Here is a 24,046-nt window from a genome sequence, read left to right on the forward strand (position 1 = left end):
GCTGCCACACCAGCGGCTCAACAAGCAAGCCGGAACGAGGAGTTACGCAATGAGTCTGCGGGCACGCATGACCGCCCCCGAGAAGAACGGCGGGGCGCGGGAGGACAGCCACATGGTGGCCACCTATCGCGCCAAGCTGCTCGAAGAGATCGACCTGGCGGAGATGTCCTCGCTCGCCGCCGCAGACCGGCGGGCCCGGCTGGAGCGCGTGCTCAGCCACATCATCAGCCGCGAAGGTCCGGTCCTCTCAACCGTCGAACGCACTCAGTTGATCCGCCGGGTCGTCGACGAGGCCCTCGGTCTCGGCATCCTGGAACCGCTCCTCGAAGACGCGTCCATCACCGAAATCATGGTGAACGGACCGGACCAGATCTTCGTCGAGCGCAGCGGCAGGGTCGAACAGCTCCCGATGCGCTTCAGTTCGCACGAACAGCTGATGCAGACCATCGAGCGCATCGTGTCGACCGTCAACCGCCGCGTCGACGAGTCAAACCCCATGGTTGACGCGCGTCTACCCAGTGGTGAGCGTGTCAACGTGATCATCCCGCCGCTGTCGCTGACCGGTGCCACGCTCACCATCCGACGGTTCCCCAGGGCCTTCACGCTCCAGGAGATGATCAACGTAGGCTCGCTCGACGAGCAGATGCTGATCCTGCTCTCCGGGCTCGTCCAGGCCAAGCTCAATGTGATCGTCTCCGGAGCCACCGGTACCGGGAAGACAACGCTCCTCAACGCGCTCTCCGGCCTCATCCCCGACAGCGAGCGCATCGTCACCATCGAGGACTCCGCCGAGCTCCAGCTCCAGCAGAGCCATGTCATCCGGCTGGAGTCCCGTCCGGCGAACGTTGAGGGGAAGGGCCAGATCACCATCCGTGACCTGGTCCGCAACTCCCTGCGTATGCGCCCCGACCGCATCGTCGTCGGTGAGGTCCGTGGCGGCGAGTCGCTTGACATGCTCCAGGCGATGTCGACCGGTCACGACGGCTCGCTCGCCACCGTCCACGCCAACAACGCCGAGGACGCGCTCATGCGTCTGCAGACCCTGGCCTCGATGTCCGAGATCAAGATCCCGTTCGAGGCACTGCACGACCAGATCAACAGCGCCGTCGACGTCATCGTCCAGCTCACCCGGCACGCCGACGGTTCCCGCAAGGTCACCGAGATCGCCGTACTCGACTCGCACGGCCGCGACCCGTACCGCATCGTGACCGTCGCCCGGTTCGATGCCCAGCCGATGGACGCCGAGGGGCGGATCAACGGCGAGTTCACGTACCTCCCGATCCCGCGCAAGATCGCCGATCGCCTCTACATGGCCAGCCAGCCCATCCCGCAGGCCTTCGGGGTCGCCGCATCCGCCGAACAGCTCGCCACTCGAGAGGCCAACTAGGTACCGTGCCATGACAAATCTCCCTCTGCTCACGATCGGCGTGACGCTGCTCGCCGGCGTAACGGGCGTCGTGGGCCTGCACGCCTACTCCGGCGGGAAGGCCGACCAGGACGCCCTGGTGAACCGCCTTTCGCACACCGGCCACATCCCGGAGACCGGTCGCCACCGCCGCTTCCGCAGACTCGACACCAGGCTGCGCAGGACCGGCCTGGGCCGGAAGCTCGAACTGAAGCTGGCCGCCACCGGTCTGGAACTCACCCCGGGCGAGTTCTTCGTCTACGCGCTCGCCGCCATGGCCGGCCTCTGGATGATCGCCTCGTCGATGCTGGCCAGCTTCTTCGGGCCCGTTGCCGCCCTCATCGGCCTCTGGGGCACCAACGCCTTCCTGAACTGGCAGCGGACCAAACGCACCGAACACTTCATCAACCAGCTCCCCGAACTCGCCCGCATTCTCGCCAACGCCACCCAGGCCGGACTCGCGCTGCGTACGTCCATCGGCATGGCGGCCGACGAGATGGAGAACCCGGCCGGCGAGGAACTGGCCCGGGTCTCCCGCCGCCTCGCCGTCGGCGAATCCCTCGAAGACGCGATGAGTGAGCTGACCGACCGGCTGCCCTCCCGCGAACTTGTCGTCCTGGTGACCACCCTCGTCCTGTCCAACCGGGCCGGCGGTACGGTCGTCAGCTCCCTGCGCAACCTCACCGAGACGCTGGAGGAGCGCAAGGAGACCCGGCGCGAGGTCAAGACCCAGCTCTCCCAGGTCACCGTCACCGCCTACGCCGTCCCGATCTTCGGCCTGGGTGCCATGCTCCTGATGAACGCGGTCATGCCCGGCGCACTCGACCGCATGACCGGCGCCTTCATCGGGCAGGTCGCGGTGGTCATCTCCATCGCCCTGTACGCGATCGGATTCATCGTGATCCGCCGCATGTCCCGGATCGACGTCTGATGGGCGGGGCGAACATGGGCCTGCTGCTCGCCGGCGTCATGGGTCTGGCGGTGTACGGAGCGATCGCCGGTATCCGCATGTACCGGCGCGACGCGAAGCTCCCCGGCGACCTCGCGATCGCCCTGGAGGTCGGCTCCACCCGCACCAGCGCGGTCGGCTCCGGCATCGACCGCCTCGGCATGCGCTGGGCTCCCGCGGTCCTGCGGATGATGGGCCCCAAGGCCGTCAACAAGAAGCGGCGTCAGATCGACCTGGCGGGCAACCCGGGCGGTCTGACCATCGACCGCTACGCCGCCCGCCGCGCCGTCTACGGCGGACTCGGCGCGCTCGGCGCCTTCTCGATGCTCATGCGCGGCCAGATCTTCTTCGCCCTGTTGCTGGTCGCGTTCGGCCTCTTCTGGGTCGAGGTCGGTATCTGGTCGGCGGTCCGCATCCGCCGCGAGCACATCGACCGGACGCTCCCCGACTTCCTCGACGTCCTCGCCGTCGTCGTCTCGGCGGGCCTCGGCTTCCGCCAGGCGCTGGGTCGCGTCGCCGAGAAGTACGAGGGCCCCTGGGCCGACGAACTCCGCATCACCCTGCGCCAGATGGACATGGGCGTCAGCCGCCGCGAGGCATTCGAGCAACTGCGCAAGCGCAATGACTCGGAGCAGGTCGCGATGTTCGTGACCACGCTCCAGCAGGGCGAGGAGCTCGGTGCGCCGATCGTCGAGACACTGATCCAGATCGCCAACGACATGCGGCGCACCGACGCCCAGAACGCACGCCGGAAGGCCGCCAGGGCCGTCCCCAAGGCGACCTTTGCCGTCACGACGTTCCTGCTTCCCGGAACGCTGGTCCTGCTGACGGTCGGATTCGTCTACGGAGCCAACATCGACTTCGGCTTCCTCGCGGGCGGATGACGTGAACTCGGCGGACGGCGGGCAGGACGAGCGAAAGGAGGTGACAGGCTCATGTCGTTCCAACTCGGCGGCATCCAGACCGGACTGAATGCCGAGGTGCGTCAGGCGATCGCCGATCCCGGTTCACGCCCGGCGTTCGCGATCCAGCTGAACGCGCTCCAGGCGATGTGCCGCCAGGTCTTCGGATTCCGGCTCGCGATGATTGCCATAGCCACACCGTTCGCGATCGACCACACCGCGAAGGGACTGGCCTCCTGGCTGATCGGCTCGGCCATCCTCGTCACCTTCATGGGCTCATACCTCCTGTTCCGCGACTGGGAACGCTTCGGCCCCGTCCTCCTGCGCCACCCCTGGCTGCTCGGCATAGACGCCTTCTTCGGCGCTCTGCTGCTGATCACCGCCAGCCCCGAGTCCACCCTCGCCTACGTCACCGTGTGCACCCCGTTGCTGGCCGGGCTCGTCTCCGGCTGGCGCGGCGCGGCGGTGTTCGCCGCTCTTCAGATCGTCATCGTCCTCGGTGTGTACAGCACTGACCCGAAACTGCGACCCGCCGACGCCACGGCACTCCTCCTCCCCGGCTTCTGCATCATCGCCGGCGCCGTCGGAGTCACCCTGCGCAACTTGCTGCTCCGCTTCGGAACCGCCAGCCAGGCGCTCACCGAGACCAGGGCCCGCCTGGCCGTCAGCGAGGCCGTCGAGGCCGAACGCACCAGGCTCGCCCGAGAAATGCACGACTCCGTCGCCAAGACCCTGCACGGCCTGGCACTCGCCGCCGACGGACTGGCGGGCTCCTCCGACCGTATGGACCCGCTCACCGTCAAGCACCAGGCCGAACTGGTCGCCCGCGCCGCCCGCCGCGCAGCCGCCGAATCCCGGGAACTCCTCTCCGACCTGCGCCGCGAGTCCGGACTCGACGGTGGCATCGACGTTGTACGCGAACTCCGCGCCCGCGCCGAAGACTTCACCCGACGCAACGGACTCACCGCCACCTTCCGGCTTTTCAATGAAGCGCCGATTCCACACGTCCCTCAGGCCGTCGCACGCCAACTGCTCACCGTCGCCTCCGAAGCGATGGAGAACGCCCACCGCCACGCCCACCCCACCTATCTCGTTGTGCTGGCAGGCGTGCAGGGCTCCGTCCTGCGCGTCAGCGTGTACGACGACGGCTGCGGCCTACCGGCGGGCACCACCCTCGACGACCTCCGGCACGCCGGACACTTCGGCCTGGTCGGCATGGTCGAACGTGCCGCCTCCATCGGAGCCCGTATCCGTATCGGCAAGGGCCAGGCGACCAAAGGCACGGAAGTACGCCTGGAACTGCCGATGGCCGCCCTCACGACCACTACGGACGCATTACCTCACCGGACAGCACCACCGCTCCCGATGCACCAGCAAGTGAACTGAAGAGTTCCACCCCACTTTCACACCCCCCCCGTAGATCACTGAGAGGAGGTCGCAGATGCCGGACGACGTCTCCCACGCGTCGGGCCAGAACTGGGCAGCACGGAACCACGCCTCCCAGCACACGTCCTCGCACGTCACCCCGCTCAACTCGGAACCCAGCTCCCACGCGTTCCCAGTTCCCGCCCCCGCCCCCGTCCCCCCGCAGTCCGCGGCATCCGAGCCCCTGTCCCCCTTCCCCGCACCGAGTGCCCTGAGGGTTGTCGTCGCCGACGACAACCCCGTCGTCCGGGCCGGCCTGGGCGTACTGCTCTCCGGCCGCGAGGACATCGAAGTCGTGGCCGAGGCCACCGACGGCCGCCAGGCCTACGACCTGGCCGTACGCCACCGCCCGGACGTCGTCCTGCTCGACGTACGCATGCCGGGCGTGGACGGCATCTCCGCGCTTCCGCACCTCGTCCAGGTCGCACCCGTGATGATGCTGACCTACAGCCGCGAGAGCGAGGTTGTCCACGAGGCGCTGCGCCTGGGCGCGGGCGGCTACCTGGTCCACGGCGAGTTCACGGCGGACCAGTTGGTACAAGCCGTACGCGACACCAAGGATGGCCGGGCCCATTTCACCGCCACCGCCGCCAACGCGCTCCTGGCCCACATGCGCCAGGGCCCCGGACCACAGGGGCGACCACTTCCGGAGGGACTCGGAACGGCCCTGACCACGGGCGTTCCGTACCAGGGGCCCGGCTACGACGACCAGGTCCCGAGTTTCCCTCAGCAACACGGTGCGCCCGCACATGTGTCCCAGCCCGCACCGTCTCCACCTGCGACGCGAGCAGTCCGACCACCACAGGGTCTTTCGCATCTGCAACCAGTTGTGGCACAGTCTTCCGTGGCCGAGGGGACGGGTTCGGGCCTCAACAGGCGGAAGTACGGGCTGAGTTCAAGGGAGGTGGAGGTCATGGAGCTGATCGCGTCCGGCATGAGCAATCAGCAGATCGCCGCCACCTGCTTCATCAGCGAGAAGACGGTCAAGAACCACATCAACCGCATCTTCACCAAGTTGCACAGCACAAGCCGCAGCGAAGCCATCGCCCGCTGGCTCGGCACTGCCCCGACGGCGGGACCAGGGGCACGTGGGGCCGGTGGTCACCGTGGCTGAGCGTCGCAGCGAGGCCGGCCGTGGGGTCGTGGTCGTACGCGCGGGGCGTGGGGCCCAGCACGTACTGGCAGAGGCCCAACTGATGCTTTGGGCCCGGGAATGGGTCCTGGGACCCTCCGGTGAGCAAGGTGCGTCACCGTATGTTTCTCACGTCGCCAGCGGCACCGGCCAGGAGGAAGCCGGTACCGCAGGCGACGCCCAGAAAACGTCTGAGTCGGCCGACTACCGGTCGGCCGAACCCGGAGGGGAATTTCATGTCGAACATCACCCTGAAGACCGCCGTGCGTGTCAACGGCTGGGCCAACACGGCGGTCAGCGCGATCCAGAAGCGCTACGAGGCCAAGGACCGCGGCCAGACGGCGTTCGAGTACCTGGGCATCATTCTGGTCGTCGTGGCGATCATCGGCGCGATCATGGCGACGGGCATCGGCGGCGCGATCTCGGAGCGGATCCAGGGCCTTGTGAGCTCCATCACCTCGGGCACGTGATCGAGCGCAGTCGCCGCGATGCAGGGCAGGCCTTCCCCATCTACATGATGATGGTGGCGGGCCTGCTCTTCCTCGTGTTCGCGTTCTTTGCCGTCGGCAAGGCATCGGCCTTGCGTAACGGGGCCCAGGGGGCGGCGGACGCGGCAGCTCTGGCTGCGGCGAACGAGGCGCGTGAGAACTTCGAGGCCGGGTTCCTTGCCTCGCTACCCAAGGACCTGCTCGCCGCGTACCTGCGGAGTCACCCGGTCGTGGGCTGCCCTGCGGCCCAGAGTCTTGCCGCCGCGAACCAGGCGGATGTCACGAACTCGGGCTGCCGCGAGTTCCCCCGTGGCCGCGAGGACCGGATCGAGGTCGAGGTCGAGGGCCGCAAGCCGGTGGACTCCACGGTGCTTCCCGGTTCGGAGAGGACGCGCGCGAAAGCCACGGCCACCGCTGTCATCAAGTTTCGCTGTGAATGGACGTCGTTCGACTACAACAACGACGGCATCCGGGACATGTTCTTCTTCTGGTGCGGCAATGATTTCCTCAAAATCGAGCCGAGCAACCCCCCGCCCTGGTCCGAGGTGAGCAAGATTCTCTACGACGTGCACCTGGTCGACAATTGATGGCGAACGACGAGTAAAGGATTCAGAATCCATGAGCATTCGGCACTCCACCAGATCCCGAAGGGTTGTGGCAGCCGTCTCGCTGGCGGCGGCAATGGCCCTGACTGTCGTTGGGTGCGGCACCGATGGCGGTGGCGGAAAGACCGATGAAGCTGGTTCGTCGCCATCCTCCGCTTCGTCCAAGCCCTCGGGAGAGGACAAGGACGCAAAGCAGGAGGACACGGCTGCCGGTGACAATGTGGACCCGAATGTAAAACTCGCTCAGGTCAATGGCCGTAATGGGCTGACTCTTGTCGTCAATGAGGTAAAGCGCGACAGTGGCGGGTTCGTCACCGTCAGCGGCCTGATCAAGAATGACGGAGACGGCATTCAGAGTGGCGGCCAGTGGTCGGGCAACGAGAGCACCATCGTGGCCAAGAATCCGAATTCCGTAGCAGGTGCGACACTTGTGGACAAGGTCGGCAAGAAGCGTTACTACATTCTTCGGGACACGGATGGACGATGCCTCTGCACCACCGGGTTGACAGCGATTCAGCCCGGAAAGTCGGTCTCTGTCTTCATGCAGTTCCCGGCGCCGCCGGCAACCACCACTGAAGTCGACTTCACGCTGCCGACGTTCGCCACTGCCTCGCTGAAGATTTCTGGGTGATGGCCGACATGAAATGCGTTCGTTCACGGCGCGAGCGACACCATGTCGCAGGGCGTGCCATCGCTGTGGCAGTACTGCTGGCCGGCACCACTGTCTTCGGCGCGACCACGGCTCTGGCTGATGACGGCCCGAGCGTGCCGCCAGGCACCGAGGCCTCTTCCGAGCCGCCCGTCAAGGTGGACGGCAACGACCCTGACCTCAAGATGCCGGAGGGCGGCACTCTCGCACCGGGCAAGGTTCTCGACATCATCCAGGTTGTCGAAGACGAGGGCGGCGAGGAGCGTCGCGAGGACAGCAATGCGAACGTCAAGTTCGCGCTCCAGGCCGAAGTCCTCTTCGGCAAGGACAGCGCCAAGCTGAGCTCCGCCGCCAACTCCCGTATCGCGGCCATCGCCGCCGAGATCAAGAAGCAGAACGCCACCAAGGTGCGCGTCTTCGGCTTCACCGACAACCTCGGTTCCTCGGCTCACGGTGACGTGCTGTCCAAGCAGCGCGCCAACGCCGTGCAATCGGTGCTGGTCAAGGAACTGGGATCGACGGTCAGCTTTGATATCCGCGGCTACGGCGAGCAGTATCCGATCGCCAACAACAGCACGGAGGAGGGCCGCAAGAAGAACCGCCGCGTGGAGGTCTCCTTCCCGCGCGGCGGCGCTTCCTGAGGCATCCGCGCCCACAGGGGCCCGGCACCGCGAGCGCGTCGCGGTGCCGGGCCCTTGCCGTTACAGCAGGTGGTCGGCCTTGCCGGCCTTGATGTCGCGGATCATCTGCTGAAGCGCCTCGCGGCTGTCGGTGAGGAAGTGCTCCTCGGAACCGGCGACGGAGATGTAGCTGTTACCCCGTTCGTCTGTCCCGAGGCGGTAGCAGCTGGCGCCTTCGCCGCAGAATGGTTGTTCCCACGTGACGTCCTGCATGATGACTCCCCTCAGAGATGACGTGCGATGTCATGGATGAATCCCCGCGAATCCTGGGGCGGCAGCGCGATCCGCTCCATCCAGTCAAGGTGTGAACGATACTTCCCCAACTGGTCATGCTCGTACAGGAATTCGGGACCATGGGTGCTGTCCACCTGAACTGTGTCCAGCTGAGGTACGGGTCCCTCTGCGTAGTTGACCGTCTGCCCCGCACCGGGGAATGCGCCCGCCTCGAAAGGGATGACACGCAGCGTGATGTGACGGCTTTCGGAGACGGCGAGCAGGTGGTCGAGCTGAGCGCGGGCAACCGCTCGACCGCCGAACTGCATGCGTAGTGCGGCCTCGTGTATGACTCCCACGTACTCAGGTGAGGCGGTTCCCTCCAGGACTTGCTGGCGTTCCACTCGGTGAGCCAGCCGCAGGGCGACCTCGTGCTCCGGGAGGGCGGGGACAACCACTCGGAAGACAGCCAGGGCGTGGTCGCTGGTCTGAAGGATTCCCGGGATATGTACGGAGTGAGCGGTCCGCATCCGTAGAGCGTTTGCCTCCAACTCGGCGATGTCGAGGAGCCCCTCGGGAAGTGAGTCGCGATACCTCTCCCACCAGCCCCGCTTCACAGGCTTCGCCATGCCGGCCAGTGCCTCGATGTACGCCTGGTCCTGGCATTCGCACGCGCGGGCGAGAGTGCGCAGTCGGTCCTCGCTGATCGCTCGGATGCCCTGCTCGATGTTGGAGAGTCTGGACCGGTCTACCCCGAGAAGCCCGGCAGCAGCCTCGGCGGAGATGTCGGCAGCCAGCCGCATCTTCCGGAGTTCACGCCCCAGGCGCTTCTGTCGTTCGGTCGGGGACGTTCGCGATGCCATGTCAGTCCTTCCGTGACCTTGTCCGTGAAGTCTGCCGCCTGGAGGGCATCTTGAGCCACGCAAGGGTCAACTTCTCGGGTTTGGGTGGCCAATATGACCCACCGCACCCTACATTCAGTAACGCACCGCTCACACAGCGACGACGAGCCGGAAGTGCATCGCGTGGTCCTGCCCGCAACCTCCTGCCCTGGGAGGGGCAGTCCCGCGTCAGGGAGACAGGCCACTGCTCGTCCGCAGCAAAAGAGCCACTCGTGCGCGCCCACGCGAAAGAGAGAAACCGCCAACTCGCCACCCGTATCAGGGGAGTCAGCCATGCACCCATCTCGCGCCGCACTCTGTCCAGCTGCCACCGAGGCGCGTACGCCGGTCCCGTATCCGCATTTCGGCAGCCCGCAACCCGACTCGCGGCAGTACCCACAGCCCTACCTGCGCTCCAAGGGCCGCTCCGCGCGCGGCCTCACGATGAGCTTCACGCTGCCGGGCGATGTCCGTAGCGCGTTCATCGGGCGCACCGCGATTGCCGCCGCTCTCGAGGTGCATGGGCTCGCCCCGTACATCTGGCCGGCCACGCTTGCTGCGGCCGAACTCATCGCCGTCACTAGCAGGATGAGCCCGGGCAAGGAGCTCTACGTATCTCTGCGGCACCGTGACGACGCGCTCCGTCTCGTCGTCTGGGACCAGCACCCTCGCCACCTCAACCCTGACGTGGCCACGCTCTGTGAGACGCGGCGTCGGCGGGCGCTGTGGTTGCTCGCGGCCGTGGTGGACGACTGGGGCGGCGAGTGGGGTGCCTGCGAGGCTCCGCCGCCGCAGCTAGGCATCAAGTCCTGGGTGGCGTTGCCCCGCTGACATTCCCGATCGGGGGACTGTGCCCCGCCAAACCCCGAGGATGCGTCGACCGGGTGCCTCGTGAATCGCCACCGGGTCATAGGGATTGCAGGACATCCTCGACTGGTTGTTGTACGCGTCAGCCCTCTACTGCATCTCCATGCCGGCCGCGCTGGCCACGCACGCCGACCTGTTTGCTGCAAAGCAGTGAAGGGATTTTAGAGTGGATGAAAATTGGCCAGGTTTTAGGCATCCAACCCCTGGTTTCCGGTCAGTCGATACCGGCGATGCGGCAGATGCCGGATATGTTCCGGGCGGTTTTGCATTCACCTTTCCTGGCGCGAACGGATGCCTTAGGGTGAGTGGAGCGCCGTTCGTGGCGCTCCATGGGGGAGGTGTATCTGCTTTGACCACGCAGGATGCCCTGGAAACGGGTGCAGAGCCGCATGTCATAGCAAGCGCAGGGGTAGGTGTCGTGCCCGGTGATCCGGCGGGGGCTCCGCTTTTGACCGGCCGTGAGCGCCAGGTTCTCGTGTTGGTGGGGGGAGCTGCGGGGAATCGAGTGATTGCCCGGCGACTCGGCATCGCGGAGCGTACTGTAAAAGCCCATTTGACCAGCATCATGGGGAAAATCCGCGTGTCTTCCCGGCTGGAAGCCGCATTGTTCGCCTATGCCCATCACGAACTGATCTGCCCTGCAGGACAATGCCCTTTGGGTCACCTCCCCAAGGTCCAATAGTGGGAATCACCAAGAGCGTTGGAAACTCCATCTCACCAGCCGGAAATTCCGGCCAGGGCATGGTGGTTTACGTAACGCTTCTTGAATCGCCGTGCCTCCTGGTGAGCAGGAGGAGTACTGATGCACAACAAGATGCGTATGACCGCTGCCGCACTCACAGCGGCATTCGCGCTCGGTGTTGTGGCCCCCGCAGCGTCGGCTGCATCGGCGGCGGACGCCAGCCGTTCCAGGGTCGCGCCTTCCGCTTCGGCCGTACGGGCGGTCCCGGTCGGTGTCGCACTGTCCGCCGGTGCGACGAGCGTCGGCTCGTCGGCTGATGCCGGTTCGGCATCCCTTGGTGTGCAGACCGATGCCGGAGCGAAGGGCATTAGTGGCGCGGCCAAGAAGCTGGTCAACAAGATAGTCGAGAGCAAGTACGGAAAGGCTGCGATCAAGGCCGCTAAGAAGGGACGCAAGGCCTTCAAGAAGTGGGTTGACAGTCTGTCCAATTGGAATCCGCTGAAGTGGGCCATCAAGGCTGCACCCGCTTACGTGATCGACGAGGTCATCTCGTACTTAATCAGCAACTTCTAGTACAGCCGTGGAGGGATCGCGTCCCCTCTAAAAGGGAGGGGGTGCGCCCTCATCGATCCAGGAGGATTTCGTTGTCGGAACGTCAGGAAGTGATCGAGCGCAACCTGTGGGCCGCGCCGGCGCTTTTTGTATTCGTGGCGTGGGTGCTGTTCAAGGTGGATGCCAGTCCATTAATGCAGAGAAGCGCCTGGATCGTTTATGCTGCGGGCTGGATTCCGGTCCTGGGAATGCTCGGCCGGACCGTCGCGCAGCGCAGAAATCCTGGGATCGGTGCGGTCTTCGGCTGCGGAATCCTCTTGATCATGGGCGCCGTGTTCTGGGTAAACCATGGCTGATTCCTTGGCCGTGGGAAAACGACGCTGCGTCGTACAGAGCGTGGCGACGGTCTTCGACGGAGCCCGGCCGTCGAGCTTGTGGAGGAGCTGCGTTGCACCGACGGCGATCACTGGTGCGACGCCGACGCAGCCCGCCGGTTCCGGGGGGATACAGTGGAGCACCATGGGTGCCGACTCCGCCGTGCAGATCCCGCTGGGGCCGGGACCAGTGGGGCGGGGGTCGTTGTCCGGCATCGGCCTCACGGGGGCCATGGAGTCCGTGTACCGGGCGATTGTCGCTCAGCCGGCGATCCGGCCGGATGAGCTCGCCCTGGCGACCGGAATGACCGTCGACGGTGTTGCAGCCCTTATCGAGGCACTCGTCGCCCGCGGCCTGGTCGGCAAGAGCGGTGGCATGTTGACCGCTGTCTCCCCGTTGCTCGCACTCGGCGACTTGGTTGCCAACAGCGAACGTGAGGCCAGGATGGCTCGCTCGGCGCTGGACGAACTCGCCGAGCAGCACCGGGCAATCCGTAACCAGCACGAGTTTCGCGGTCTTGAGGTGGTCCGCGGGCGGGCGAACATCGGCGGCTGGGTCAATCACCTGATGCGTTCCACGGAGCAGCAGTTGCGGTTGTTCGCCAAGCCGCCGTTCGGGGTGATCGGTGTTGCCGAAACGGAGCAGGAGAAGGAGTTGGCGGGCCGCGGGCTGGTCGAACGGGTGATCATCGAGCGGTCGCTGCTCGACGAACCGGAGACCGAGAAGGAATTGCTGGCGTCCCTGGACCGCGGCCAGGAGATCCGGCTGGCCGAGACGCTGCCGAGCAAATTGCTGATCGCCGACGACTCCTTGGCCCTGGTGCAACTCGACGACGGCGGCCCGTCCCACGACGTGGTGGCGGTGGTGCGGCCCGGCGGTCTGCTCACATCCCTGGCGACACTGTTCGAGTCGTTGTGGGAGCGCTCGGTCCAACTGCGGGAGGCGCCGGGGCGGCGGCTCGAGCCGTATCCGGCGTCGATGGACGACCTGGGCGATCCGATGGATCGGAAGGTGCTGACCTTGTTGCTCGCCGGGCACACCGACGGGGCGGTGGCGGCTCGGCTCGGCGTCAGCCTGCGGACCGTGCAACGCCGGGTGCGGCATCTGATGAATCTGGCGGGCACCGACTCCCGGATTCTGCTCGGCTGGTACGCACGCGACCGTGGCTGGCTCTGAGTCGCCTCAGGCCGGCCACGGTCGCGGTCGCTACGCAGGAGCTATTAGGAGAGCTGCTCCGGTATGTGCAGCAGGACAGAGCTCGACGGGGCCCGGTTGGGCCCGCCTTCGCCGTAGAGCATCAGATCGTGGTTGTCGTTGATGCCGAAGCTGTACAGCGGCTGGAACCAATCGTCCCCGGGGATCATCGCCGACAGATCCCAGAGCCGGCCCTGCGGATCCCACATCGCCGAAACCTCGGCGTCGGGCGCCAGTTCCACGGTGCCGAGGATCCAGCCGTCGGTGGTGATCTTCTCCGCCTTGGCGTTGAACCCGTAGTCCGGCAAGCGCTTCATTCCGGCTTCCGACGTCCAGACGAACGCGTCGTCTCCGCTGGAGCCGACCACCGAGCCGACCGCGTTGATGCCCAGGGCAACCGAGTCGTACTGCCCGGGAAGGGTGCCGAGATCGGTGATCTTCCCGGTTGAGGTCTTCCAGGTGACGGCTCGCATTTGACCCTCAGCGGTGAGCGACGACCCGACCGCGGTGCCTTGGGCGTTGATCGCTCTCGGCTGGGTCTGCGTGGTGTTGTCCGACAGGTGGGCCAGCTTCGCGTATCCGCCGCTCTTGGTCCAGCTGAACGGGTCCACGTAGGTGTGTCCCTGACCGTTCTCCCGGTACTGAAGGTCCGCGAACCCGACGACGGTCCCGCTGTCGCTGATGCCGGTGGCGAACCCGCTGAGGTAGGCCTTTTCCCGCCAGTCCGGCAGACCGAGGTCCGTCACACTGCCGTCGGCCGCCCACATGGTCGGACGGGTGCCTCCCCCGCCAGGGTAAGAGAGTATGCCGGCCGCTTCCCGGCGCTCATTCATGTCCAGCGCCGAGCCGCTCTTCGCCGTCCCCAGGGCCAGGTCGGTGAACCCGGTCTCCTTGGTCCAGGTTGTCGGCGTCGTTTTGTAGTTGAACTGTCGATCGCCCGCGACGACGCCGCTGTTGGTGAGTTTGGCACCGACGAAAGGCTTTTCCCACTTCACCGCCGTCAGCTTCGGCGCGACAACCTTGTTGATCTTGACCTTCGCCGCGCCGACGACGGTGCCGTCGGTGTTGGCCACTCGGACCCGGCCGATCACCGGCTCGCTCGTCCGGGTGGCCGTGCTCAGGTCGATGTCGGCGGCCAGAGGCATCGACTGTCCCGGCTTGAGCCGGAACGCCTTGTCGGACTGGGCCGTGATGGTCCCGATGCCGCGGGAGAACATCTCCTCGTGATAGTCGAAGGTCACCGGGCCAGACGGGACGTTGGCGCCGGTCACCACCACGTAGTAGGTGCCAGGTGCCGGATTGTCCAGGACGATGCTCTCCACGCCCGGGCCGATGTTCATGCTGGTGGCTGCGAGGCCGCGGCGTCCGATGATGTACATGTCGAGATCGGCATCGTCGGAGCGTGGGGTCAACTTCACGTCCAGTCGCGTCGACTGCCGCGGCACGTCGACCCGATTCGCCGTGAGCTGTCCGTTGTCGACGGTGGAGAACAGGTTCCGGACGAACCCGAGCTCACCGTCGGTGGCCTTGAGCTTCGCCGTGCCCCAGGTGTTCGTCCCGGTGAACTCGACCGACTCCTTCTGGTGCACGGTGGCCGACGGCAAGGTCGTCACGTCCGGCGCAAACGACATTCCCTGCAACGAAACCGATGCGGCGAAGGGGTTCTCGGCGGTCTCGGAGGTGCGTCGGGCTTCCACGACGAACTCCCAGATGCCCGCCTTCGGCCGCATCACGGCCCTGGATCGCGGATCGCATCCGGCCGGATCGCTGTATCCGGTGAAGCAGTGATTGCTGGCGTTGGAGTCTGCCGGGATCCCGTCGGGATCGATGGGCAGGACTCGCACCTGGCTGTCCTTGGCCAGTCCGCCAAGGTTCAGCTGCAGGGCCTCGACGCCCTTCGGTACCGCGACCAGGAACGACGTAGCTTCGGCGCGACCAAGGGTTCCGGTCTTGCTGACCTGATACTTCGGGCCGTGCAACGCATCCGCCGCCAGCACGGTGACTGCTACGAACCGGTCGATGCCGGTCGTCGTCGGATCGTCGATCGTCATGATCGCGCTGTGCACACCGGCCGTCTCCGGAGTGGCGGTCACTGTCACGGTGCTCGAGGCGTCGCGCCGCGTCGAGAGGGTCTTCGGTGCACGGAACGTGCCGTCGTTGCCGATCCAGCCGATCCGGCTCTTGGTGCTTCCGGCCTTTCCGCTGGTCCTGGTCACCGTCACCTGGTAGGACTTGCCGGTCCCGACCGGCTGCCCACCCGACCCGGGCAGGCACCGGTTGTAGATCCCGGCGCCGCTGTTCGGCGTGGCCAGATTGCCCGACAGCGCCGTGCACACCGGGGCGGAGACGTCATAGTTGTCGACCCGCACGCCCTTCGAGAGCTGCTTCCAGGCGGCCGGGATGTCGACCAGTCCGGCGCCCTGGGCGGTGGTCGGCACTCCGTCGATGTGTGTCGCCGTACCTGTCAGCACGGCGCGCAGCGCCGTCGGGCCGGATTCGACGTCCTGGGACTTCGCCGCCGACAGCAACAGGGCAGCGGCTCCGGCCACCTGGGGTGCTGCCATGGAGGTTCCGTTCGCCATGCCGTAGCCGGCCGGCAGCGAGTAGCGCGCTTCCGGCACGGGCTGACCTTCCAGCCAGCCGGGGATCGAGGAGATCGCCGATCCCGGGGCGCTGATCGCGGGTGCGAGCGCACCGTCCTCGGACGGGCCGTGGGAGGAGAACCCGAACAGTCCCTGCCGTGCACCGACCTTGGAACCGTAGTTGGCCCACCAGGTTTCCTTGCTCACCGAGGCTGCGACGGCCAGCACCGACGAGGAGACCGCCGGGGAGCCGACGGTGTTGGTGCCCGCGCCCTCGTTACCGGCCGCCACCACGATCTGCACGCCGAAGTGACCGGTCAGCTTGTTGTACAGCTGGGATATCACGTCGGATCCGTCGTTGAGCGCAGGCAACCCGCCGATCGACAGGTTCACCACATCGACGTCGCGATTGACGACCAGGTCGATCATGCCTTCGGTGAGCGCCGCCTGTGTGCAACCGCCGCCCCAGGTGCAGGCCCGGGACGAGACGATCTGCGCGCCCGGAGCCACACCGTGCATCGCGCCGCCGAGCAACGACGTGCCGGCGGTGATTCCCGCGACATGGGTGCCGTGCGACCCCGACGGCAACCCGATGTTCACGAAGTTCGCCGTCTTGCCGACGTTGCCGCCGCCCTGCGGCGACAGGTCGACGTTGTCGCGGTAGTCCACGACGAACGGAATCCGTTCGGTGACAGCGGTTTCCGGATCTTCGGTGCCGAAATGGCCGATCTGCCGCTGCTGGCCGTACGGCAGCATCGCCGGCGCATCGGTGAAGTCGTGGTCGTTGTCGGCATCCACCCACACCCGGTGGGTCTGCGGGTCGTACAGCGCGCCGAACCTGTCGGTGGTGGTGCCGTTGTTGTTGAGATCGCCACCGAAATCGCTGTAGGTGGTGCTCATCTCGTAGAACAGGCCGAGTTGGAAGGACCCCTCCGGGGCCGTCCATGTGGCCCCGGCGTAGTCGAACCGGGGACCGGTCACTGCCTTGCTCATCTTTACCCAGGTGCCGTCGCCGTCCGTCACCGGATCGGTGGCCGTCACCCAGTCGACCACCTTCGGCCGCCCGTCGCTGGTCTTCTGCAGGGCCGGATGATCGAGGTCGACGCCGGTGTCGAGCACTCCGACGGTGATCCCACGCCCGTCCCACTTCTGGTGCGACTCAACGAAATCGACGGCACCGATGTCGTTGACCGGCATATACGGATTGTCGGCCGGCGTGGTCGCGCCCGGCGCCGCCGGATGAGCGGCCCTCGCCTTGGCTCCGGCCGGGCTGACGGCCTTGCCCAGCTCCGGGCTCGGCACACGGAACGTCTTGTCCAGATCGATGGCCTTCACCACCGGGAGCGCGGCCAGGCTCTGGACCTTGCCGGTCGGGACAGTGGCCCGCACGTAGCCGACCTCGGGCTCGACCTTGCCTACGGAGCCGCCGGCCTTGGCGACGGCCGCCGTCACCTCCTTGGTGTTGCCCGACTTGGCGAGCAGCATCACCGTGACGGTCTTGGCCTCGGTGGCCTGCGCCTGCTGCAGCACCTGGGTGTCCTGGGCGCCGAGCTTCTCCGAACTCTTGCCGGCGGGCGCCGTGGCGCCCAGCGGCTGGAATCCCTTGTCGTCCTTGGACGGCTCATACGGATCGTCGGCCGCCTGCGACGGCTCCGCAAAGGGCACCCGCGGGACGCTCGTCCCCGGACCGTCGTTCCCCGGACTGTCCGTCGCTGCCGCGGCGATGGTCGGCTGGCCGACCATCAGGACCGCAGCGGCCAATGCGGCTGCGCCGATCGTAGTGAGTGGTTGGGGTCTCTTGCGTCTCACGCTGCTCCTTCAGATGACATGTCCCGGCTCGGTCGCGAGTCCGTCCGGAATCTCGCAGTCCGAACCAGTGCGCAGCAATGGGCCGGGCCCGGCGGATCTGTGACATGGCGGCATTCCGCCTGCATCAACCCGCCTGTTGTCGGCACGGTCGCAGGGACGACGAAGGAGGTCCTTTGCGGTGCCGAAAGCAGATCACCGCGGCAGGAGGGCCGGACCCAGAACGGTCAGCTGCATGCACCTGCAGCCGTTCACCATCGGTTCCATTCACCGCCCGCGCGATTCTGAGCAGCTGACAGCGTCGGCCCTGTCCCCGATGATGAGTGCCGAACAGGGGGCGAGATGACGCAACTGTTGCGTGGGGACATTCGTCAGGAACAGGGGGCCGCACCGTCGTCGGTCTCGATGGCTGTGCTGTGGGTGGAGGGCTTTGGTCTCCTTCTGGCGATGCCGCTCTTCGGAGGAGTGCCGGAGGTGAGGTCAGTCTTTGTGCTGCCCCTGGCTCTGCTGGCTCTTCTCTTTACCGAGACTCTTGCAGAAGGCCCCGGCGTTCACGCCGGGGATGAATGCGTTTCAGGGCTGCTCTGACCTGCACTGAGCGGGCGTTTGTGCTGCTCGATGTACTGACGGACGATCGCCGGTGGTGTTCCGTCGCAGGATGCCGAGAAGTACGAGGGCGACCACGGGGCCTCGTGCGTGATGGTGCGGTTGATGTGGCCGGTGAACTCCTCGCCTGTAGTCGTTCTCCTGATTCATGAGATCAATCGTCGTAGGGTCTTGGTTGTGCAGCTTCGCTACAACTATCGGGCTTATCCGGATGCCGCCCAGCGCCGTGCGCTGGACCGGGCGTTCGGGTGCGCCCGGGTGGTGTGGAACGACTGCTTGCGTGACCGGAAGGAAGCGCACGCGGCGGGGCTGCCGTATGTGACGTCAGCCCAGTTGTCCCGGCTTCGTATCACCGAGGCCAAGCGCACCGAGGAACGGGCTTGGCTCGCGGATGTGTCGGCGGTCGTTCTGCAGCAGTCCCTTCGGGACCTCGACACCGCCTACAAGAACTTCTTCGACAGTCTCAAGGGAAAGCGGCAGGGCCGGAAGGTCGGGCCGCCCCGGTACAAGTCGAAGAAGGACACCCGGCAGTCGATCCGCCTCAACACCAACGCCTTCTCCCTGAAGGAGAACGGCACGGTGTATGTGGCCAAGGTCGGCGATCTCAAGGTGAAATGGTCGCGTCGGCTTCCGGCCGCGCCTACGTCCCTGACCGTCACCAAGGACAGTTCGGGGCGGTACTTCCTCAGCTTCGTGGTGGACACCGAGCCGGACATCCTTCCCGAGGTGGAGACGGAGTCGGGTATCGACCTCGGCCTGTCCGCCTTCGCGGTCCTGTCCGACGGCCGGAAGATCGACAGCCCCCGCTTCCTGCGCAGGGCGGAGAAGAAACTCAAGCGTCTCCAGCGGGACCTGTCCCGCAAGGCCAAGGGATCTAAGAACCGGGCCAAGGCCCGTATCAAGGTCGCACGCCAGCATGCCAAGGTGGCGGACCGGCGCCGGGACTGGCACCACAAGGTATCCACGCAGATCATTCGCGACAGCCAAGCGGTGTATGTGGAAGACCTCGCGGTGTCCGGTCTCGGCCGTACCCGGCTCGCCAAGTCCGTGCATGACGCGGGGTGGTCCGCGTTCGTCGGCATGCTGGAGTACAAGGCGGTCAAGCACGGCCGCACGTTCGTCAAGGTGGACCGTGCTTTCCCGTCCTCTCAGGTCTGTTCGGCCTGCGGATTCAGGGACGGTCCCAAGCCCCTGCACGTCCGGGAGTGGACGTGCGGAGCGTGCGGCACCGTGCACGACCGTGACCACAACGCAGCCCGCAACGTCCTGTTCGAAGGACGCCGTATCGTCGCCGCCGGACGGGCGGAGACGCTAAACGCCTCGCAGAGCGCCGGTAAGACCAGGACGAAAGTCCCGGCACAGCTCGTTGAAGCAGGAAGCCCCCGGAAGGGTCACACGACCCAGGCCGGAATCCCTGGACTTTAGGCCAGGAAGCACGTCAACGGCTCGTTGGTATCCGCCGCGTACGTACTGCCTTCTGTCGCCCTCGGCCATTGGCTGGGGGAGCGTTGGGGCAGCGGAAGGCGTTGGTGGTGGGTGGCGACCGCGGGCTCGTTGGTGCTGGCGCCCGTAGTGGGCACGCTGCTGATTGTGGCCTTCTACGGACGAGGACCTGCGTATATTTCATGGCAGGACATCCTCGACTGGTTGTTGTACGCGTCAGCCCTCTACTGCATCTCCATGCCGGCCGCGCTGGCCGCGCACATTACGGTTCTGCGGGCGGATGCAGGTCATCCAGTTCGGTCTGTTGGCCAGATCCTCGGATACGGATCACTCTTGTTGTTGGTGGAGTTGGCAGGGGTCCTGATCGTGTTGATGATGCTCGGCTGAGGAGGACTCACCGTCAGACCGGAGTCCCGGCCGACGGCTGAGTTCTATCTCCTGTGTCGCCGGTCAACATCCCGCAGAATCCTGTGCCCTCAGAGTCGTGGCACGTGCCGTCGGCGGCAGGGGAGCGCCTCATCGGCCCAGGCTTGTGGCCTTGATCGCGCGTTGCGTGAAGACGCCCTCACGGTTGTATTCCATCTGCCGCAGCGCGTCCTTGCGATCCCGCTTGGAGAGCCGGTCGAGATACGTGTGACCGAAGAGGTGGTCGGTCTCGTGCTGCAGACACCGGGCGAAGTAACCCGCCCCTTCGATGACGAGTGGATTGCCGTCCTTGTCGAACCCGCGAGCGACTGCACGATCGGTGCGGGGGACAGCCATGGCGGCACCGGGCACGGACAGGCAGCCCTCGAAGTCGTCAACGAGCCGGCGGCTACCCGGATCGGGCAGGTCCAGAACCGGGTTGATGATGTGGCCGACATGCCGGATCCCGTAGTCATCCGGGCAGTCGTACACGAACAGCCGTAGGTCGACGCCCACCTGGTTGGCAGCCAGGCCGGCGCCGTCGGCCACATACATCGTCAGGAACATGTCGTCGATCAGCGCCGATAACTCGGGGCAACCGAACTCGGTCACTTCCTGGCACGAATGACTCAGGATCTCCTCACCGACCACCGTGACTCGGCGCACCGAACCCCGTTCTGTCTCCGGCGGCAGAGCCGGATAAGAGTCGACTGGGCGGCCTTGCAGGCGGACTCGCCGGTCGACGGGGCGGGATCGCTCGTGACGAACAGACATAGCTGTCTCCCCTTCGGTGCACACCACAGATGCTGCGGATGTCGCCGCAGCCTGATTCCTTCAAGCAAGCGCTGCTTGCCAAGTGCTTTGCAAAGTAACAGACTTTGCAAAGTGACTGAAGATGATGTCAACACTCCGAACGACCAGACGCGCAACATGGGCGAAGAGCTGCGCGAGCACGAGGTCCGGACAGCCCTGCTGGGCCTGCTCGCCGAAGTCGGCGCCGTCACGGCGACCGAAGCCGCTTCCCGACTGGGCTACAGCTCCGGGCTCTGCTCATTTCACCTACGGCAGCTCGCACGCCACGGATACATCGAGGAAGCCCCCCGCAGTGGGGGGCGCGCCCGCCCCTGGCGTCTGAAGCAGCAGACCTCCACTGCCGACGGGCCTGCGGAGGAGCAATTCGGTGACTTGGCCCGAGGGCTGGAGGACGAGAGCTGGCAACGATGGCTGACCCAGCGCGATGAGGCGCCGTCCGCTTGGCGCCACGACGAGGCCTTCAGCGCCGTCGCCTATCTGACTCCTGAAGAGATGAGCCGGGTCGCGGGCAGGATCCGACGGGCGCTCGCACCCTACCAAGACCGCGAGCAACGCCCCCTGGCCCGACCCGACAGCGCTCGACCGGTGGCCCTCATTACCCGGCTGTTCCCCCTGCTCCCCCACGCAACGGACGACGCGGACCAGGACTGAGAAGCCGCCAGCTGTTTCCCCGCCGGGGCGAGGAAATGACACGAAGCTGAGACCGCGGGCGCCAGAGTCTGCCGTCTGTGCCGAGGGGATGGGCACCCATGCGTTGGATGCGCTGTTACTGGAAGGAGGAAGACATCTGGTTCTTCTTCGAGGTCGATGCCGAGGACCGGGTCACTCGCCAGGTTGATCTGCACGGCCCCGAAGGAATCCCACTCGCGGCGGCACTGCTCCTGGATGTACAGCGAGTAGGCGCCACCCCAGCCGGCCGAGGAAACCCGTGCCCACCGACGCCTGACCAAGGGGCTGAGCCCCCTGGTCAGGAGGCTGCGTCATCCGGACGCTGAAAGTCATTCAGTGAGCGTGAGTGAACGAAGGTCGGCGTCCAGCATGCGGATCAGTTCACCAACCCGTCCACCGCCACCTGGCGCCGCCGGGAAGCGTTTGAGTACCTCGACGACGATCGGTGTCGCACGATGCACCGCTCGCTCAACGTGTTCGGCACCCATGCCGGGATTGTCGCCGGCGACGAGTTCGGCTGCTCTGGCCGCGTGAGCGCCTGCTCCGAGAATGTGCTTGACCTGGGTGGCCTTGGCCAGCGGATGCAAGTAGGCGGCGCCCGCCGCAGCCATCGCTGCCCGAGCTGCCTCGCGCGCAGCCGCAGTGTCTGCGCTCTTGGCTGCTTTGAGGGCCGCCCACGCGGTGTCGCGCAGAGACTTCCCTCGCTCACCACCCCGAGCGAACTCCCACGCGGCACCGATAGCGTCCCGAGGCCGCGAATCGTCCGGCTGATCGGCCTCGAATACCTCGAGCACCACTTCGGCGCACGCCGCAGCGAACGCGGCGATCTCACGAAGGTCTTGCTTACTCAGAGAGATCTCGTTCGCTTCCCCTGCCACAATTCCATCCTCCCTCGCCCATTGCGCTGGACAGCAAGGTGGCGGGGGCTTCGGGCTGTTGAGCGGCGGCGGCGAGATGCGCGACAGCGGTCACGTCCGCCTCGTGCCGACCAGCGCCGACAGGTCCGGGGCCAGCCGCACCTCTGTGCACAGCAGAGCCGGATGCTCAAGCCAGGCGAGACGAGCGGCGTCCGGCCGGCCGTCGAGCAGCGGCGGCCATTGAGTCATGGGGGTGAAGTCGTCAACGACGATCGTGCCCGCAGGACGGAGCAGGCGCTCCGGATCCACGGGGGACGTCTTCTTGCCGTTGCCGCCGCCGTCGGGGACGAGCAAGTCGAAAGGACCGCGTTCGTAGATGCGGGTCCAGTCGCCGCAGAGGATCTCCACGTCGGGGACGTCTGCGAAGAGCTTGGCAGTCTCCTCGGCGCGCCGCTCGTCCCGCTCGACGCTGACGATCCGGACGCCAGGTCGACGTCCCGCAATCATCCAGGCGAGACCCACACCGCAGCCGGTCCCCGTTTCCCCGATGCTCTCTCGAGCACCGGCGGCCAGCGCGTGCAGGAGGCGCCCCTGTTCCGGACGGCAAGAGGACGGGAAGTCCAGCCGCCTGGCGAGCTCGACTGCCTCCACCACGAGATCAGGCAGGCCAGTCAGGCCTGCATAAGCGTCCGTTCCAGAACTGGACATGCTCCCCCTATTCACGTACGTCAACGACTGCGCAACCGTCCGGGCAGCCGACCGCTGTCAACCCCGACCAGCTTCGCTCCGCAGCCGTGGCCAGGGTCGCAGAAGAGCGCCTTTCCCGGCCACATGTGAGAGAGCGCCCTGCACCACAGTCCGGCTCACGCCGCGCCGGACGCGACGACTTGTGTACTCGGCGCGATCCCGCCGCCCAGCTCGGCCTCGTCCGAAGCGAGCAGCCAGGACCCTGAAGGGTCACGGACGAAGGTCAGTGTGTGGGGAAGTGAGTACTCCTCGCGCTCCGGGGCTCCTTGCGCCACTTGAGCTGGTGTGAACGGGTAGTAGAGGCGGGTGTCCTCCGTGATGCGCAGTGTCACGACGCCCCCTTCCTCGGCCGCATCGTTCACCGTCACGTCGACCGCAGCGCGGGTGTACCCGCCGTCGGCATGCTGGTAGACACGGCCTTGACGGACCAGCGCGGCGAACTCCGCCCGTAACTCCGTCCGCATCGACGGGGTGGCCGCGGCCGGAGGTTCGGCGGCGTCGGGGGATCGTGCGGCGGTCCGGGTCACCAGGTCGGCGCGTTGCTGAAGGTAGCTCTGCGCGAGTCGGGACAGCCGGACCCGGTCTGCCGCTGCCGGTGTCCGGGGAGCGGAGTTCGCCGATGCTGTGACGCCTCCCGCGATTGCTGCCGCAGTCAGTGCCGCGGCCAGGACGCTTGTACGTGATCCGCGTGCGCGCACGTGGTTCCTCCCCGGAGGCGTATGAACGGTCGAGGTCGAAGACGTCCTTTGAGACATCGACGTCGGCGGCGAGGTGAAGTCGCGTCCGAGAAGGGCCCATCTTTGACCCGTATGCATCGGTCGGGCGACAGGAACGGTGCTGTGTCGCGCGAGCCGCATTGCCCAGCGGCATCCATCCGGCATCCATGGCGTACCCGTGCTGATGAGCGCAGGGTCCGCCCGGCAGGGCGCACCGAAGTGCCGATGACGCCGACCTCGCGTAGCGTGATGAGCGACTGCGCAGAGTAGTCGAATGGGTGAATCGGGAGGCTGAGCGTCGAGGCGGTGCGGAGCGAGTACGCCACGCACAAGTCCTGAACACTTCGGCCGGGGCAGCGATGCTGACCAGGCCTGCTGCTCTCCCTTGACCTGCGGAGGTCGG

General features: G+C 66.3%; 26 protein-coding genes. 18 read left to right on the forward strand and 8 right to left on the reverse strand.

Annotation, left to right across the window (positions count from 1 at the left end; all coding sequences use genetic code 11):
* The first annotated feature begins 49 nt into the window (after nt 1–49).
* The 9 genes from ACH4EW_RS02365 to ACH4EW_RS02405 all read left to right on the forward strand — a co-directional run bounded on the left by ACH4EW_RS02365 (nt 50) and on the right by ACH4EW_RS02405 (nt 8,196).
* Nucleotides 50–1,387 carry a CpaF family protein gene (locus tag ACH4EW_RS02365; protein WP_398250242.1) on the forward strand — a complete coding sequence of 446 codons (1,338 nt, stop codon included), beginning with the start codon at nt 50–52 and terminating at the stop codon, nt 1,385–1,387.
* 10 nt (nt 1,388–1,397) lie between these two features.
* Entirely contained in the window at nt 1,398–2,336 is a 939-nt protein-coding gene (locus ACH4EW_RS02370; RefSeq protein ID WP_398250244.1) for a type II secretion system F family protein, read from the forward strand.
* 14 nt (nt 2,337–2,350) lie between these two features.
* Entirely contained in the window at nt 2,351–3,238 is an 888-nt protein-coding gene (locus tag ACH4EW_RS02375; protein ID WP_398251236.1) for a DUF5936 domain-containing protein, read from the forward strand.
* A 51-nt stretch (nt 3,239–3,289) separates the two neighbouring features.
* Nucleotides 3,290–4,642, forward strand: a complete 1,353-nt coding sequence (locus ACH4EW_RS02380) for a sensor histidine kinase (RefSeq protein WP_398250246.1) — start codon at nt 3,290–3,292, stop codon at nt 4,640–4,642.
* 55 nt (nt 4,643–4,697) lie between these two features.
* Nucleotides 4,698–5,795: a response regulator gene (locus ACH4EW_RS02385; protein WP_398250248.1), complete on the forward strand. Its 1,098-nt coding sequence runs from the start codon at nt 4,698–4,700 to the stop codon at nt 5,793–5,795.
* Between the two features lie 254 nt (nt 5,796–6,049).
* Nucleotides 6,050–6,283 carry a hypothetical protein gene (locus tag ACH4EW_RS02390; protein ID WP_398250250.1) on the forward strand — a complete coding sequence of 78 codons (234 nt, stop codon included), beginning with the start codon at nt 6,050–6,052 and terminating at the stop codon, nt 6,281–6,283.
* Entirely contained in the window at nt 6,280–6,888 is a 609-nt protein-coding gene (locus ACH4EW_RS02395; RefSeq protein ID WP_398250252.1) for a pilus assembly protein TadG-related protein, read from the forward strand. The genes ACH4EW_RS02390 and ACH4EW_RS02395 overlap by 4 nt, the downstream gene beginning before the upstream one ends.
* Nucleotides 6,889–6,919: 31 nt before the next feature.
* A complete protein-coding gene (locus ACH4EW_RS02400; protein WP_398250253.1) occupies nt 6,920–7,537 on the forward strand; it encodes a hypothetical protein in 618 nt (205 codons plus the stop codon).
* Nucleotides 7,538–7,545: 8 nt separating this feature from the next.
* Nucleotides 7,546–8,196: an OmpA family protein gene (locus ACH4EW_RS02405; RefSeq protein ID WP_398251239.1), complete on the forward strand. Its 651-nt coding sequence runs from the start codon at nt 7,546–7,548 to the stop codon at nt 8,194–8,196.
* Nucleotides 8,197–8,256: 60 nt separating this feature from the next.
* Here the strand turns inward: ACH4EW_RS02405 and ACH4EW_RS02410 are convergent, their stop codons facing one another.
* Nucleotides 8,257–8,448, reverse strand: a complete 192-nt coding sequence (locus ACH4EW_RS02410; protein ID WP_398250254.1) for a hypothetical protein — start codon at nt 8,446–8,448, stop codon at nt 8,257–8,259.
* A gap of 11 nt (nt 8,449–8,459) precedes the next feature.
* Nucleotides 8,460–9,311: a helix-turn-helix domain-containing protein gene (locus ACH4EW_RS02415; protein ID WP_398250255.1), complete on the reverse strand. Its 852-nt coding sequence runs from the start codon at nt 9,309–9,311 to the stop codon at nt 8,460–8,462.
* A 312-nt stretch (nt 9,312–9,623) separates the two neighbouring features.
* Here ACH4EW_RS02415 and ACH4EW_RS02420 point away from each other — a divergent pair, with 312 nt between their 5' ends.
* The 5 genes from ACH4EW_RS02420 to ACH4EW_RS02440 all read left to right on the forward strand — a co-directional run bounded on the left by ACH4EW_RS02420 (nt 9,624) and on the right by ACH4EW_RS02440 (nt 12,981).
* Nucleotides 9,624–10,160: an ATP-binding protein gene (locus tag ACH4EW_RS02420; RefSeq protein WP_398250256.1), complete on the forward strand. Its 537-nt coding sequence runs from the start codon at nt 9,624–9,626 to the stop codon at nt 10,158–10,160.
* Between the two features lie 385 nt (nt 10,161–10,545).
* Entirely contained in the window at nt 10,546–10,878 is a 333-nt protein-coding gene (locus tag ACH4EW_RS02425; protein ID WP_398250257.1) for a response regulator transcription factor, read from the forward strand.
* Between the two features lie 120 nt (nt 10,879–10,998).
* Entirely contained in the window at nt 10,999–11,451 is a 453-nt protein-coding gene (locus ACH4EW_RS02430) for a hypothetical protein (protein ID WP_398250258.1), read from the forward strand.
* A 71-nt stretch (nt 11,452–11,522) separates the two neighbouring features.
* Complete coding sequence (locus ACH4EW_RS02435) at nt 11,523–11,786, forward strand: hypothetical protein (RefSeq protein WP_398250260.1); 264 nt, start codon at nt 11,523–11,525, stop codon at nt 11,784–11,786.
* A 163-nt stretch (nt 11,787–11,949) separates the two neighbouring features.
* On the forward strand, nt 11,950–12,981 hold the full coding sequence (locus ACH4EW_RS02440; protein WP_398250262.1) for a hypothetical protein: 1,032 nt from the start codon (nt 11,950–11,952) through the stop codon (nt 12,979–12,981).
* A gap of 44 nt (nt 12,982–13,025) precedes the next feature.
* On the opposite strand, the gene ACH4EW_RS02445 is transcribed toward ACH4EW_RS02440, so the two are convergent.
* Nucleotides 13,026–17,390 carry a S8 family serine peptidase gene (locus tag ACH4EW_RS02445; RefSeq protein WP_398250264.1) on the reverse strand — a complete coding sequence of 1,455 codons (4,365 nt, stop codon included), beginning with the start codon at nt 17,388–17,390 and terminating at the stop codon, nt 13,026–13,028.
* 339 nt (nt 17,391–17,729) lie between these two features.
* Between ACH4EW_RS02445 and ACH4EW_RS02450 the strand changes: the two genes are divergently transcribed.
* The gene (locus ACH4EW_RS02450) at nt 17,730–17,975 is read left to right on the forward strand and encodes a hypothetical protein (protein ID WP_398250266.1); all 246 of its coding nucleotides are present in this window, start codon (nt 17,730–17,732) and stop codon (nt 17,973–17,975) included.
* Here the strand turns inward: ACH4EW_RS02450 and ACH4EW_RS02455 are convergent.
* Entirely contained in the window at nt 17,939–18,139 is a 201-nt protein-coding gene (locus tag ACH4EW_RS02455; RefSeq protein ID WP_398251242.1) for a transposase, read from the reverse strand. The two genes, ACH4EW_RS02450 and ACH4EW_RS02455, sit on opposite strands and share 37 nt — an antisense overlap.
* Before the next feature lie 31 nt (nt 18,140–18,170).
* Between ACH4EW_RS02455 and ACH4EW_RS02460 the strand changes: the two genes are divergently transcribed.
* Complete coding sequence (locus ACH4EW_RS02460; RefSeq protein WP_398250268.1) at nt 18,171–19,418, forward strand: RNA-guided endonuclease InsQ/TnpB family protein; 1,248 nt, start codon at nt 18,171–18,173, stop codon at nt 19,416–19,418.
* Between the two features lie 111 nt (nt 19,419–19,529).
* Nucleotides 19,530–19,823: a hypothetical protein gene (locus ACH4EW_RS02465; protein ID WP_398250270.1), complete on the forward strand. Its 294-nt coding sequence runs from the start codon at nt 19,530–19,532 to the stop codon at nt 19,821–19,823.
* Between the two features lie 129 nt (nt 19,824–19,952).
* Here the strand turns inward: ACH4EW_RS02465 and def are convergent, their stop codons facing one another.
* A complete protein-coding gene (gene def, locus ACH4EW_RS02470; protein ID WP_398251245.1) occupies nt 19,953–20,615 on the reverse strand; it encodes a peptide deformylase in 663 nt (220 codons plus the stop codon).
* Nucleotides 20,616–20,726: 111 nt separating this feature from the next.
* On the opposite strand from def, the gene ACH4EW_RS02475 reads away from it, so the two are divergent.
* Nucleotides 20,727–21,305 (forward strand): winged helix-turn-helix domain-containing protein, encoded by a 579-nt coding sequence (locus tag ACH4EW_RS02475; RefSeq protein WP_398250272.1) that lies wholly within the window; start codon nt 20,727–20,729, stop codon nt 21,303–21,305.
* A 347-nt stretch (nt 21,306–21,652) separates the two neighbouring features.
* On the opposite strand, the gene ACH4EW_RS02480 is transcribed toward ACH4EW_RS02475, so the two are convergent.
* The 3 genes from ACH4EW_RS02480 to ACH4EW_RS02490 form a co-directional block, all read right to left on the reverse strand.
* Nucleotides 21,653–22,201, reverse strand: coding sequence for a putative immunity protein (locus ACH4EW_RS02480; RefSeq protein ID WP_398250273.1), 549 nt, complete (start codon nt 22,199–22,201; stop codon nt 21,653–21,655).
* Nucleotides 22,202–22,291: 90 nt separating this feature from the next.
* Nucleotides 22,292–22,834 carry an O-methyltransferase gene (locus ACH4EW_RS02485; RefSeq protein ID WP_398250275.1) on the reverse strand — a complete coding sequence of 181 codons (543 nt, stop codon included), beginning with the start codon at nt 22,832–22,834 and terminating at the stop codon, nt 22,292–22,294.
* 209 nt (nt 22,835–23,043) lie between these two features.
* Entirely contained in the window at nt 23,044–23,625 is a 582-nt protein-coding gene (locus tag ACH4EW_RS02490; protein ID WP_398250277.1) for a hypothetical protein, read from the reverse strand.
* Nucleotides 23,626–24,046 lie beyond the last annotated feature (421 nt).

The organism is Streptomyces sp. NPDC018000 (assembly GCF_044328025.1).
Taxonomy (GTDB): Bacteria; Actinomycetota; Actinomycetes; order Streptomycetales; family Streptomycetaceae; genus Streptomyces.